The following is a 12,492-nucleotide window of genomic DNA, read 5'->3' on the forward strand; positions in this document are numbered from 1 at the left end:
GCCCCGCCTCGACCCTCTTGATGTCCTCGATGTTGAGCACGGGCTGCATGTCAGCCTCCTATCGCGATGCCGGGGAGCGTTGGCGAGCCCGCGGCCTCCCCGGCAGCTTCCATCTGCACGTCCACCTCATCCGTCACGTCGCCCGACTCCCCTGTCCCTGGGTCCGCAGGCTCGGAGAGGGGCAGCTCTCCCCCGCCGCCCTGAAGGAGCTCGAGCTCGTCGATGACCGACCGTGCCGCCTTGAACGAGGCCTGCATCTGCTTGGCGGCATCGGACCCCTCGTCAGCGCGGGGGCGCACCGCATCGCTCACCGCGACGGCGTTTGCGGTGGCGATCTCCCTGGTGAGCGAGAGCGAGAGCGCAATCTCGCTCACCCCCTGCTCGCGGGCCAGGGCGAGCGCCGTCCCCGCGAGCCTCGCTTGAGTCCTGCCCGCGGAGTCCAGCTCCACCTCGACGTCGTGCAGTCCCAGGAAGGGGCCGGAGTCCGTCACGCCCAGGGCGCGGGCCACCGCCCCGCGCGCCGCGAAGCGGGCGGCGAGGTGTCCGACGGGGCGGGACGTCGCGGCACAGTGCGACCGCTCGTCCTCGGAGAACACCCTTCCCGCAAAGGAGGGATGCCTCTCGAGCGCACGCTCCATGCGCGCGACCTCGAGCATGGAGAAGCCCACTCCCGCCGACGCCATGGCTACTCCACCGTGACCGACTTGGCCAGGTTGCGCGGCTTGTCCACGTCGCAGCCGCGCGCGCGGGCGACATAGCGGGCCAGAAGCTGGAGGTGGACGATGGCGACGATGGGCACGAGCTTCTCCTCGGGGACCTCTGGAATCCAGAGCGTGTCCTCGCAGAGGGCGCCCACGGCCTCGTCGCCGTCGGTGGCAACGGCGACGCAGGTGGCGCCGCGGGCCATGACCTCCTGGATGTTGGACACGGTCTTGTCGTGCACGTGGTCGGCGGGAACGATCGCCACCACGGGGNCCGCGCTCGTCCACGGCAATGCAGCGGTCGGCATCGCCGTCATAGGCGAAGCCCACGTCCAGGCCCTGCTCCACCACGTGGCGCTGGAGACGCTCGATGTGGGTGCTGCCACAGTCGACGTTGATGTTGAAGCCGTTGGGCGCGTTGTTGATCACGCGGACGTCAGCGCCCAGCGCGTCGAAGACGGGACGCGCGACGGAGCTGGCGGCGCCGTTGGCGCAGTCCAGGCCCACCTTTACGCCCTGAAGCGAGAAGTTGGCGCTCGCGATGAGGTGGGCGATGTAGCGGTTGCGGCCCTGCATGTAGTCGACGGTGCAGCCAATGGCGTCTCCGGTGGCGAGGGGGATTTCGAGCTCGCCGTCGATGTAGCGCTCGACCTCCTCGAGGACGTCCTCGTCCATCTTGAAGCCGTCGGCATTGACCAGCTTGATGCCGTTGTCGGTGAAGGGGTTATGCGAGGCGGTAATCATGACGCCGCAATCGAACTGCCCGTCCACGGTCTCGTACGAGACGCCCGGCGTGGGGATCACATGCAGCATGTAGGCGTCGGCTCCGGAGGCTACCAGGCCGGACACAAGGGCGCTCTCGAACATGTAGCTGGAGCGACGGGTGTCCTTGCCAATGACGATGCGAGCCTTGCGAGCCTGGCGTGCTCCGTAGTACCAACCCACGAAGCGGCCGATCTTGTATGCGTGCTCGACGTTGAGGCCCTCGTTCGCGCGGCCGCGGAAGCCGTCGGTGCCAAAGTACTTCATCTACTCTCCCCTGCCTTTGGGCGCGGGACGGGCTGCCCGCCGACGCTGCCACGGAAGATACAAGGAGAATGGTAGCAGCACGCGGCCGCGCGATTGTGCGCGGCAGGTGGCGCCAATCGCCGCAGACGCCGAGCACGCTCCTGCGCACGCCGATGGCATCCGCTACGCTACTACGCACACGCCCATTGACGTTTTCGCAGTTGGCGAGCCGCCCTTGTGTGCGTTCGTGCGTGATGGGTAAATGGGACGTGCGTCCGTGCGTGGGGAATGGACAAGACGTGCGCTCGCGCGTGCCCGAGGACCTGTCGAATGCGAGGAAGAGAAGATGCTGTACTTGCTGAGCGCACCACAGCAAAGCGGCAAGACGCGGTGGCTGCAATCCCTGGTGGAGGGGCTGGAGGCGCGCGGCGTCGTCTGCAGCGGCGTCCTGGCGCCTGGTCGCTGGAGGCGCGAGCCGGACGGCAGCCTCTCCAAGCTGGGCATAGACAACCTGCTCCTCCCGCAGCACGAGCTTCTCGCCTTCGCGCGCCCCGCCAATCCCGTCGCGCATGGCCTGCAGGCCAACCGCGTCGACGCCGCGCACACCCCACGAGGCGACCGTGACGGCTGCTCGCAGTCCAGGCGCGCGGGGCTCGGTTGGGACATATCGGACGCGGCGCTGGGACGGGTCAACCGTCACTTCGGGTCGTTGGGTGGGCTCGCTCTCGAGGCAGACAGACCGGGGCTCATGGTCGTGGACGAGCTTGGCCCCCTCGAACTCAGGCGCGGCGAAGGCCTCTGTCAGGCACTCGCCTTGCTAGAGGAGGGGCCGCGTCCCGCCTGGCCGCACGCCGTCGTGGTCGTGCGCCCCTCGCTTCTTGACCTTGCCACGAAGAGGCTCCGGCCCGCCTGGGGCAGACCGGAGCCCATCGAGCCCACTTCGACATGCCATGAGAGGGTGCTGGAGGGATTCCCCCTTGGATAGCGTGGCGACCGGGGTAAGCGGCAGCCCTACGCCCTGGGAAGCGAGCCCGTGAGAAGGTCCTCAAGCTCGGAGTCGCTCAGGTCGTGGCCGTAGAAGGTCTTGAAGTAGTCCTTCGCCACGTCCTCGACGCCGGTCTGGAACTTCTGGGGATAGCACACGCGGGCGAGCCACTGCATGCCCAGCACCTCGTTGGCCGCCGGAGGCGAGGAGAGCCAGTTGTAGGGCTCGCCAGGCACCTGGTAATAGTTGGCGCCCTTGATGGCGGCGAGCTCGGACCAGGCGGGGTCCTTGCCCGCGCTCGCATATATGCTTCCCGGCCCGAAGACGATCAGCTGCGGGTCGAAGGAGGCAATCTGCTCCAGGCTGACCTCCTGGCCCTTTCCGGAACCGGACACCTTCTCGGTCACGATGGCGTTGCTTGCCACGAAGTCGACAACTGCGCCCTGGAAGCTGCCCTTTGCGATCGCGTTGAGGCCAGCGTCGCCCATGAGGTATGCGACGGCGGGCCGCTCGGACTCGAGAATCGTCGAGACGACACCATCGACCTCGTCGTAGGCCTTCTTGCAGTAGCTCGAGAGCTCTGCCGCACGGCCCTCCTTGCCCAGCAGGATTCCCAGGGTCCTATACACCTCGTCATAGCTGTCCAGCGAGGTCTCGATGTGCACGCAGGGGATGCCGAGCTGTTCCTGCAGCTGGTCCATGTCCTCCTTAATCGTCTTCTTTGCCTCGCCCAGGTCGATAACCAGCTGCGGCGCAGCGTCCGCGACCGCCTCCTTGTTGAAGTCGCCCTTGCCGCCGTAAATCTGGCCGAAGACGGGAAGCTGGGCCACGGAGTCGTCAAAGAGGGCGGCCTGTCCGTCAGTCAGCTTCGTGGCCAGACCCACCATGTCCTCGGGTGCGATGGTGAGGAGTATCTGCTGGGCCACCGGGCCAGAGGCCGCCACCTTCGTGATGTTGGAGGGCAGCTCGACCTCTCGGCCGCAGGAATCGGTGAAGCTCCTCGTGGTCGCCTGTTGCTGTGTCTGGTCGCTCCCGCCGCCAGCCTGCTGGCCCGCGCACGCCGCGAGCCCGCCCGTGAGGGCGAGGGCCAAGGCCCCAGCCGCCAGCGCGGCGAACGCCCTCCTGCCTAACTGCGTCACTCTCACTTTTGCTCCCTTCTGACGCCGTGCGTCGCGGCCCTCCCGCGAGCTAGCACACGACAAAGAATCACCTCATCGTCGTTCGTTGTTCCCGCACTGCCTCGGCCCCCAGGCGCTCGCTGGGCACGCAGGCGCGCGCCGCGTCGCCAAAGAGCGAGCTCACCGTGACGCCCATGCCATAGAGGCTGCTCATGCGCTCGCTCGTCACCACCTCCTGTGGACTGCCAACCCCCACGACGCCCCCCTCGCCCATGGCAATGACCAGGTCCGAGTACAGGTAGGCCTGCTCGGGCCGGTGGGTCGACACGATCACCGACCTCCCCTCCCTGGCCAGGGACTGGGCAAGCGAGAGGACCTTGTCCGCGTTGGCGAAGTCCAGCGCGCTCGTGGGCTCGTCCAGAATCATGGCGCGTGCGTCCTGGGCTATGGCCCGGGCAAAGAGGACGAGCTGGAGCTGGCCGCCCGAGAGTCGGTTGACGCTGCGATGCGCCAGATCGGCGATGCCCACGCGCTCCAAAGCCGCCATGGCCCTGTCCTCGTGGCGGAGGGTGGGGGTCCTGAGCATGCCGAGGTCCGTGCCGCAGGCCATGAGCACCATGTCCACGACCTCGTAGTCGAAGACGTTCACGTGGGCCTGGGGAATGTAGGCCATCTGGCGGGCGCGCTCCCTCACGCTAAGTTCGCGCACGTCATGGCCGTTGGCGAGCACCGTGCCCTCGTAGCCGCGGATGCCCAGCATACAGCGGAAGAGCGTCGTCTTGCCCACGCCGTTGGGACCCAGCACGCAGGCCAGGCTGCCGTCGGGCACCCCGAAGCTGAGGTCGCGCAGCACGCGCCGTCTCCCGTACGAGAAGCTGAGGCCACTCACCTCGAGGCTCATCGACGCCGCCCCCTCGTGATCAGGCGCATGAAGAAGGGCGCGCCGATGAAGGCGGTGAGGATGCCTATGGGAATCTCTACCGTGGTGGCCAGACGGGCGACGTCGTCCACCACCAACAGGAAGCCGGCACCCAGCAGCATGCTGGCGGGCAGGAGATGGCGGTAGTCGACGCCCACGATGCCGCGGGCGAGGTGCGGGACCACGAGCCCCACCCAGCCGATGATGCCCGTGACCGAGACGCTCGCAGCCGTGACCAGCGTGGAGCAGACGATCACCGCACGGCGGACGCGCGGGGCGTCGACGCCCATGCTCAGCGCCTCGTCGTCCCCCATCGTGAGCGCGTTGACCTGCCAGCGCAGGGCAAGGAGCCCCGCGTTGCCCACGAGCATGGGAATGGCGACGAAGGCTAGGTCGCGCGGGCCGGCGCTGGTGAGCGAGCCCATGAGCCAGAAGGTGATGGCCTGGAGCTGGGCGTTGGGATCTGCCACGAGCTTGGTGTACGAGACGCCGGCCTGGAAGACCGAGCTCACCATGACGCCCGAGAGCACGGTGACCAGGATGCGGTTCCCTTTGGCGCGGCCGCTGAGCCAGAGGACGATCGCCACCGACGCCATGGAGGTCACGAACGCTGCGATGGAGGTGCCCATGCTTCCAAGCGAGAGGAGCAGGGCCACGCAGGCACCGAAGGCCGCTCCCTGTGAGGCGCCCAGGAAGTCAGGAGACACCAGGGGGTTCTGGAAGACGCCCTGGAAGGCGGCGCCGGAAGCGGAGAGAGAGCAGCCCACCATGAGCGCCAGGAGCACGCGGGGAAGGCGGACGTTGAAGAAGAGGGTCTCTTGCTGGGGCGTCCAGCCGGGCGTCACCGGAAGCACCCGTCCGACGAGCATGCCCAGCACCTCCCCCACGCCCATGTGATACCGGCCCAGCATAAGGGAGGCGAGCGCGACGACGGCGACGCCGAGGGCGAGCAGGAGGAGCTGCGTGGGATGGCTGGCGCGACGCAGGCGCCTGCCCAATGCGTACGCGACGTTCTCCATGTCCCTCGCCCCCTCTCGTCTCTCCTACGTTATAGCTAGACGAGTATATCGAAGGATTACGAATCACAATGAATCACAATGGTGATTTGGCAAATTAATCGTTTGAATGTCAGACTTTTCGTCTTGAGCGGAGGTCCCTGCCGCAGGCACAGGCACAGGCACAGGCACAGGGTGCACTATCGATTGCGGGCGCCACGGACTTGGCTGCGCCATCTCGTCCAACGCGCACCGCTCTTTGATGAAAACGCCCGACGCGTGCCAAATTCTCTCGAAAACGTCCAACACGCCTCTCGCTTCCGCGTTTGCCCAGTTGGCAGGAAGGAGAAAGACGCGTTGGACGTCGTCGGCGCCCTCTCGCACGCGTTGGACGCCGTCGAGCAGGACACGCGCCAAGCGCCCCCCGACGACGCGACCCCGCACGCGAGCCACCATTCTATGAGCAACAAAAAAGGACCCGCCGAAGCGGGTCCCAGATTCGCGAAAGGCCAGAGGCGACTAGCGCTTGGAGAACTGCGGGCGCTTGCGGGCCTTCTTCAGGCCGTACTTCTTGCGCTCGACGGCACGGGCGTCACGGGTGAGGAAGCCGGCCTTCTTGAGGTCGGCGCGATACTCGCCAGCCTCGAGGAGAGCGCGGGCGATGCCCAGGCGCAGGGCGCCGGACTGGCCGTTGATGCCGCCGCCATCGCAGTTGGCGAAGACGTCGAAGCGGTCGACGGTGTCGGTCACGCGGAAGGGAGCGGTCGCGTTGTCGACGAGCTGCTGGCGGCCGAAGTAGTTGGCGGCGTCGCGGCCGTTGACGGTGACCTTGCCGGTGCCGGGAACCAGACGGACGCGGGCGACGGCCTCCTTGCGACGGCCGGTGCCGGTGTAAACAGCGGTGTTGTCAGCCATCGGTTAAGCCTCCAGATCGATCTTGACGGGGTTCTGAGCGGTGTGCGGGTGCTCGGGACCAGCGTAAACCTTGAGCTTCATGCCCTGCTGGCGACCAAGGGTCGTCTTGGGGAGCATGCCCTTGATGGCGTGCTCGACGACGCGCTCGGGGTGCTTGGCCATGGCCTCCTTGAAGGACTCGGTCTTGAGGCCGCCCAGCCAGCCGGAATAGCGCCAGTAGGACTTGTGCTCGGCCTTGACGCCGGTAAGCTGGACCTTATCGGCGTTGATGACGACCACGAAGTCGCCGGTGTCGGTGTTGGGGGTGTACTGGGGCTTGTTCTTGCCACGAAGGATCATGGCAGCCTTGGTGGCAAGGCGTCCCAGCGTGGCGCCGTCGGCGTCGATGAGCACCCAGTTGCGCTCGACCTCGCCAGGCTTGGCGTAATGAGTCGACTTCATTTGACTCCTCCATGTACTACGTATCGGTACGCTTTTTCCTATGAGGTTACGGGGCTCAGTGGAAAAGCCTTAAAAGTATACAGCAGCATTCCAATGCCCCGAGCGCTCAAAATAAGCACACAAGTGGAGGCGAGAGGGGCGGCGCGCACCACCCGGCGCACGCCCAGGACGTCCTATGCGACGTCCAGGTGGACGACCTTCCTCACCGGCCCCTTCGTGACCACGAAGCCGTATTCACCCGGCTCCAACGTGGGAAGGTACTGGTAGTCATACGGCTGTGGGAACGTCGCCTCGAACATCGTCGACGCGAAGGGCACATGGATCACGTACTCGGTCTTCGGCCTGATCGAGAGCTTGTAGGAGCCATTGATCTGGGGGACGGAGCAGGAGAACAGCATGGATTGCACCCTGATCCAATACGCCGGCGTCTCAGGGCACTTGACGGACCACCCGATGGAGTCGAGGTAGCCCCTCTCGTCCTCCGCCCCCTTCTCGTTCTTCATCGTTATGTCGGCGACCAGCAGCGTCTTGGCATCCAGGTCCGTCCCCTCTTGGGCGAGCCGCTCCATCTGCACGCGTGCGGCATCGTCGTCCTTGCTGAACTCGGCCAGGTATTCCCTGACGGACATGCGGCGCGCGTCCGTCACGCAGATCGAATACCCCCTCGTGTTCTCGTACCTGTATTCGGCAAAGGCACCTTCCAGGGGAACGTCCTCGTTGGCCTGGAACCACTCCTCGGGGATGACGGGAGCCCTCGCGTTCACCACCCAGATGCGCGCCGCCAGGGCAACGGCGACTGCGCAGGCGACCAGCGCCAAGGTCAACGCGCTCCAAGCACGACCACGCCTCATGGCTGCCTCAGCTCCTCGTGCCCGTCGATCCGCCCCTCCGCAATGTGGTAGACCTCGTGGGAAAGCTCCCGGAGGATGTCTGCCGCATGGCACGCCAGGACAATCGTCGCACCACGCCGCTGCTCGCGCCTCACCAGCCTCTTCAGCATCTCCACACCATCCGCGTCGAGAGCGTTCGTGGGCTCGTCGAGCGGCAGGAGCGAGGGCCGCTCGAAAAGCGCCCCGGCAATGCCGAGCCGTTGCTTCATTCCCAGCGAGTACTTGCGATACGGACGCCTGTCGTCTGGATCAAGCCCGACGTCACGCAGGGCGACCAGGCAGTCATCCTCGTTTGCCAGCCCCTTGATGGAGGCGAGGAGCCTCAGGTTGTCCCTCCCGCTGCGGTCAGCCAGGAAGGCGGGGCCCTCCAGCAGGAGGCCTACGCTGGGAGGGAAGGGGATGTCCTTCCACAGCTCCTTGCCGTCGATGGTCACCCTTCCGGCATTCGGCCTGATCAACCCCGCGATGGCGCGCATGAGCATCGTCTTTCCCGAGCCGTTCTGTCCGGAAAGGCCAATCGTTTCGCCAGCGTCCGCGCACAGGCTGACGTCGTCTAGGACGCTCACGCCCCTCAGCCGCTTGGACAACCCACTGACCTCTACGGCACAGCCGGAGCATGCATCGCCAGACGCGACGCCGGTGCCAGGATCTGTCACGACCAGACTTCCCCTCATATCGAGAGCTCCTTGTCTATGCAATCCATCCGCGAAAAGTGAAGACCTCCAACCAGCACGCTTGCCGCCGCTATGACCAGGGCATAGATGGCACCGCTCCTCAGGCTCATGCCATTTGGAATCGACAGGTCAAGCCGTGCGATCATGAGGTATTCGCCCGGCAGAAGGGGGTGGAACAGATACGCCGACGCCAGGAGGACGACCGAGGTGGACGCAAATGCCAGAGTCGGGCCCAGCGCGAGGGACAGCGCTAGCTGGAGCAGGCAGACGGCAACGACCATCAAGGGAAACACAAGGACGAAGGGCCTGAGGTCATAGGGGCCAGCAAGCTCCGAGCCAAGTCCCGCGCATTCCAGGAAGCCATCGGGGACCAAAAGGGAAAGCTCTCCTCCCCACAACAGGGAGACGATGGCACAGGCGACAACGAGCAGGGCGCAGCCAAGCAGGGCGACAAGCGTCACCCACAGGCACTTGGAGAGCCACCACGACCACCTGTTACCTGACGCAACGAGGACTTCCCTCCCATACCCCATGAGATCCCTGTACGGATAGCTCAGGGGTATGTACGCGACAAGCATGAGCATTAGCATCCACCCAGCCGGAAACCGGAAAGCCACCTCATGATCAGGGTCAAAGACGCTCATCCCACCCATGGCCGCCACAATGGCCTCGCCGAAGGTGAAGGGGGGATCCCAATAGTCTATTGCCATGGTGAAGAGAAGCTGCAGAAACGATAGGCAGCCGCCCCCCACGGCCAGCAGGGCCACCCGCCCTCGCGTCGAGCGAAGGCCTTCCGAAAGGTCAGACCTCACAAGGTTTGCGAAGGTCACAGGACGTCACCGTCCCTTCGAAGACGCAGGGTCGCAAGGGAGACCGCGAGCATGAGCAGCGCCATTGCCGCCATTGCGACACCGCTGCGCAACGGTCCCTCGCATACGCCCTCCAGCACGGAAATCATGTCGAAGCGGAATCCACCCACTCTCGCGATGTAGAAGATGACTTTGCCCAGCTGCAGCGAGCCGAGGGTGAGCAGATACGAGCCCGCAAGCAATATGACGCGGTTCTTGATGACCAAGGAGGCGGCGAGCACCAGAACGGACCAGATTCCGCATAGCGCGGCATCAACAACAAGGTTGACCACAAGGTACAAAAGGGGCCGTGAGTACAGGAGCCAAGAGAGGGTCTCCTGTGCCGAAAGCCCGATGTACAGGTTGTCGAGCACCTCGGGCGCATAGCCTGGGAGCGCACAGGAAAGGACAAGGAAGTTCAGCGCCAGAGGCACGCCCACGACCAAGGCGCCCGAACAGAATACCGCGATGCACTTGGACGCAAGATAGCGACTCCTCGACGCGCGCACGAGCATCTGGTTCGCGACCCCACAGTCAAGCTCAGACCTCAGCGAGCATGAGCCAGCAAGGGCCGCCAGGAGGGCCACAAGCTGAAAGAACGCCTCGCGCGGCAGGTTGCTGTGCAACAGAAGGCTCCTGCCATAGCTCCCCCGTTTGGATGTGACGATGTACTCGCGGACACCTCCTTCCTTGAGGCTCTCCCATTCACGCACGCTCGCGATCCCACAAACGGCAGAGGCAACGGCAAGCGCCACGGCAACGAGCAAGGCCGTGGCAAACCATTTGCTCCTCAGAACCTTGTTGAGCTCCAGCGCCAGCAATGTCCTCATGACTGCCCCCTCAGATCCCTGGGAGCCAATGGCACCTCGTAGCCGCCGTAGCCCCAACTCCCCGCAGTAAATGACCCCTTGTCCGCATCATCTCTTCTCACCACGTATCCAAAGACGTAATCTCCCTCGCTGCCAGGGACGATGCCAAAGTAGCCGCGCTCGGCATCCTTGGTTGCCGTCCCAGGCCCATCCAGATAGGCATGCTCTATGCATGGGCGCAACCCGGCCACGCCCTCGATCATGAACAGCTGGTTGCCCAGCTTTGTCGCGTGCCGTGGCTCTGCGTCGACATTCGAGACGTGGATGCGAAACAACACCAAGTCGAAGTCCTCCCCCTGCCTTCCCTCGCTGAAGTAGTTTCCCGCGTAGAATGCGTCCTCCACCCAACCGTCGAACTCCTTGCGGGCCTGGTCGGGTCCGTCAAAGACGACGGCATCCTCCACGCGCACGCGCATCGTTCCGCGGAATGGAGAGTCCTCGCGATCGTCCTTGGTCCCAATCGTGACCTCGTCCCCCTCCTGCGCCTTCGTTCGACTCTTCTCCTCCTCTTGAATCTCGTGGCAAACTTGGGCGTCTAAATGGGACTCGTAGCCCTTGTACGCAAGCGCCGCCAAAAGACAGGCCGCGAGCAACACTGCGGCGGCGATGCGCTCATTCCTCTTCACGTAGCCTCCCAGTGGTGGCCTGGCGGAGTCGCCCGCCGGACCACCTCCGTCCCTATCTGTTCATCCGCGATGGGGCCCTTTGCGGAAGCGTCCTCCTGGACGGCAGCCTCTTCGGTGGCATCCCCCGCAACGGCACCAGCTTCGAAGGCCCCCTCAAGTTCGGCGGTCGCCTCGACGGCATGCCCCGTGGCAGAATCTTCCTCAAGGGACCCTGCATGCGCGACCGTGGGATTGACAGCTAGGCAACAGGCAAGTGCAATGGCAAACAGACTCAGATGGGACATGTGTTCGAGCCTCATCTTGCTTCCTTTCGTCTGACCGACCAAAGGTGGTGGCGCGCCACCACAAACGATGGCCCGCCAAACGCGACGGGTCTGTAGTCAGCCGATATGAAAGTGGAAAACGGGGTGTTTACAGGCGGCTAAGCTGCAGCAACAGATTTACGAGCTGCGACCTGCCATGTACGCCGAGCGAGGAGTAGACGGCACGCCTGGCAGTGTTGACCGTTCCCCTGGAGACGAACCGGCGCTCACAGATCTTCTGCGAGGAGTACCCATAGGCGATGTCGCTCGCAACTTCCGCCTCGGTCTGTCCGAAGCCGAGGCCAAGCAGGAGGTGCTCGGTCCTCTCGCGCGTGAGGCCCGATCGGTCAAGGCTGCCCCTCAGGCGCTCTGCCACCTCGACGCTCCGGCAGAGGCACGCAAACGTCGTCCCGGCACACAGCGCAAGGAGGAGGGACGAGCTCAGGAAGATCCCCCCAAACGCCCCACGCCCCCCAAAGGGTCGGGTGAGCACCTCGTTGCCAACCATCAGGAAGCCAACGCGGTTGACCAGGACGTCAGCTGCAACCACGCCGAGCCCAAATGCGACAAGCGGCAGGGACGGACCAGGTGTCGCCGACTTCGCACGCGCAAACCTTCGCCCTAGCAATGCGCAGGAAGCCGCCGCGAGTGCGAACAGGGAACCTCTGACATTCGACAACAGCGAGACGGCAAGCAAGGCAAGCGCGAGGGCCATCCGCAAGTACTGACGCTCGCTTGCCAGCAGATACAAGCCCCCTGCCGTCACCAGAAGCAGGAAAACCGTAGTTTGCAGCGAGGCTGCGAACCACGGCCCCACGCGCCAGGTCTCCTCCCATGCGGCGCCCATGCAAAGGGATGTCAGCAGCATGGCCCATCCCGCCAGGCTATCCCAGCGCCCCCAGCCACCCGGCACCGCCTCCGTCTGCTGCTGCAACAACAGCTCGATCAGCATGGCGGTGCCAAGAAGGGCACCGGTCAGCTCGAAGGGAATCCAATACCCGCCCACCCCTACCGCAAACCGAGCCATGCCGAGCGACAGCATCGAAGCGAGGGCAAGGGCGACACGGGAGGCGCGACAGCCTTCCGAGGGATGGCAACCCGCCAAAGAGGCCCCGCCTGTCATGAGGCACGCGAGCGCGGCCCCATAGACAAGCGGTCGCCCCGCGCCCCACGCAGGCAGAGTGATGCCCCCGGGAAGCAG

15 protein-coding genes and 1 pseudogene are annotated in these 12,492 nt (G+C 65.1%); 2 read left to right on the forward strand and 14 right to left on the reverse strand.

Annotated features, from left to right (window positions below; genetic code table 11):
• Positions 1 to 50: 50 nt before the first annotated feature.
• From BQ7388_RS11675 to BQ7388_RS10880, 3 genes and pseudogenes are all read right to left on the reverse strand, one after another.
• Positions 51 to 683 (reverse strand): holo-ACP synthase, encoded by a 633-nt coding sequence (locus BQ7388_RS11675; protein WP_083558394.1) that lies wholly within the window; start codon positions 681 to 683, stop codon positions 51 to 53.
• A gap of 2 nt (positions 684 to 685) precedes the next feature.
• Positions 686 to 967 carry a hypothetical protein gene (locus tag BQ7388_RS12170; RefSeq protein ID WP_234946968.1) on the reverse strand — a complete coding sequence of 94 codons (282 nt, stop codon included), beginning with the start codon at positions 965 to 967 and terminating at the stop codon, positions 686 to 688.
• 10 nt (positions 968 to 977) lie between these two features.
• Positions 978 to 1,730: pseudogene (locus tag BQ7388_RS10880) on the reverse strand (phosphoglucosamine mutase); the annotation flags it as partial.
• A 325-nt stretch (positions 1,731 to 2,055) separates the two neighbouring features.
• On the opposite strand from BQ7388_RS10880, the gene BQ7388_RS10885 reads away from it, so the two are divergent.
• A complete protein-coding gene (locus BQ7388_RS10885) occupies positions 2,056 to 2,694 on the forward strand; it encodes a hypothetical protein (protein WP_072500668.1) in 639 nt (212 codons plus the stop codon).
• Between the two features lie 26 nt (positions 2,695 to 2,720).
• On the opposite strand, the gene BQ7388_RS10890 is transcribed toward BQ7388_RS10885, so the two are convergent.
• The 10 genes from BQ7388_RS10890 to BQ7388_RS10935 all read right to left on the reverse strand — a co-directional run bounded on the left by BQ7388_RS10890 (position 2,721) and on the right by BQ7388_RS10935 (position 10,989).
• Complete coding sequence (locus BQ7388_RS10890; protein ID WP_234946966.1) at positions 2,721 to 3,833, reverse strand: ABC transporter substrate-binding protein; 1,113 nt, start codon at positions 3,831 to 3,833, stop codon at positions 2,721 to 2,723.
• 67 nt (positions 3,834 to 3,900) lie between these two features.
• Positions 3,901 to 4,713 carry an ABC transporter ATP-binding protein gene (locus tag BQ7388_RS10895; RefSeq protein ID WP_072500670.1) on the reverse strand — a complete coding sequence of 271 codons (813 nt, stop codon included), beginning with the start codon at positions 4,711 to 4,713 and terminating at the stop codon, positions 3,901 to 3,903.
• A complete protein-coding gene (locus BQ7388_RS10900) occupies positions 4,710 to 5,750 on the reverse strand; it encodes a FecCD family ABC transporter permease (RefSeq protein ID WP_129583270.1) in 1,041 nt (346 codons plus the stop codon). The genes BQ7388_RS10895 and BQ7388_RS10900 overlap by 4 nt, the downstream gene beginning before the upstream one ends.
• A gap of 495 nt (positions 5,751 to 6,245) precedes the next feature.
• Positions 6,246 to 6,641 carry a 30S ribosomal protein S9 gene (gene rpsI, locus BQ7388_RS10905; protein WP_009278129.1) on the reverse strand — a complete coding sequence of 132 codons (396 nt, stop codon included), beginning with the start codon at positions 6,639 to 6,641 and terminating at the stop codon, positions 6,246 to 6,248.
• A gap of 3 nt (positions 6,642 to 6,644) precedes the next feature.
• Complete coding sequence (rplM, locus tag BQ7388_RS10910) at positions 6,645 to 7,082, reverse strand: 50S ribosomal protein L13 (protein WP_009278130.1); 438 nt, start codon at positions 7,080 to 7,082, stop codon at positions 6,645 to 6,647.
• 173 nt (positions 7,083 to 7,255) lie between these two features.
• Entirely contained in the window at positions 7,256 to 7,900 is a 645-nt protein-coding gene (locus BQ7388_RS10915; protein ID WP_072500671.1) for a DUF5028 domain-containing protein, read from the reverse strand.
• 29 nt (positions 7,901 to 7,929) lie between these two features.
• Entirely contained in the window at positions 7,930 to 8,646 is a 717-nt protein-coding gene (locus BQ7388_RS10920) for an ATP-binding cassette domain-containing protein (RefSeq protein ID WP_083558393.1), read from the reverse strand.
• The gene (locus BQ7388_RS10925; protein ID WP_129583272.1) at positions 8,643 to 9,356 is read right to left on the reverse strand and encodes a hypothetical protein; all 714 of its coding nucleotides are present in this window, start codon (positions 9,354 to 9,356) and stop codon (positions 8,643 to 8,645) included. Before BQ7388_RS10925 ends, BQ7388_RS10920 begins: the two co-directional genes overlap by 4 nt.
• 116 nt (positions 9,357 to 9,472) lie before the next feature.
• Positions 9,473 to 10,324, reverse strand: coding sequence for a hypothetical protein (locus BQ7388_RS10930; protein ID WP_009278135.1), 852 nt, complete (start codon positions 10,322 to 10,324; stop codon positions 9,473 to 9,475).
• Complete coding sequence (locus tag BQ7388_RS10935) at positions 10,321 to 10,989, reverse strand: hypothetical protein (RefSeq protein ID WP_062529353.1); 669 nt, start codon at positions 10,987 to 10,989, stop codon at positions 10,321 to 10,323. Before BQ7388_RS10935 ends, BQ7388_RS10930 begins: the two co-directional genes overlap by 4 nt.
• 14 nt (positions 10,990 to 11,003) lie before the next feature.
• Between BQ7388_RS10935 and BQ7388_RS13160 the strand changes: the two genes are divergently transcribed.
• Positions 11,004 to 11,231, forward strand: coding sequence for a hypothetical protein (locus tag BQ7388_RS13160; RefSeq protein ID WP_129583273.1), 228 nt, complete (start codon positions 11,004 to 11,006; stop codon positions 11,229 to 11,231).
• Positions 11,232 to 11,400: 169 nt separating this feature from the next.
• Here BQ7388_RS13160 and BQ7388_RS10945 read toward each other — a convergent pair whose 3' ends face one another.
• Complete coding sequence (locus BQ7388_RS10945; RefSeq protein WP_159430854.1) at positions 11,401 to 12,333, reverse strand: LuxR C-terminal-related transcriptional regulator; 933 nt, start codon at positions 12,331 to 12,333, stop codon at positions 11,401 to 11,403.
• Positions 12,334 to 12,492: the final 159 nt, after the last annotated feature.

The organism is Olsenella phocaeensis (assembly GCF_900120385.1).
Lineage (GTDB): Bacteria > Actinomycetota > Coriobacteriia > Coriobacteriales > Atopobiaceae > Olsenella_I > Olsenella_I phocaeensis.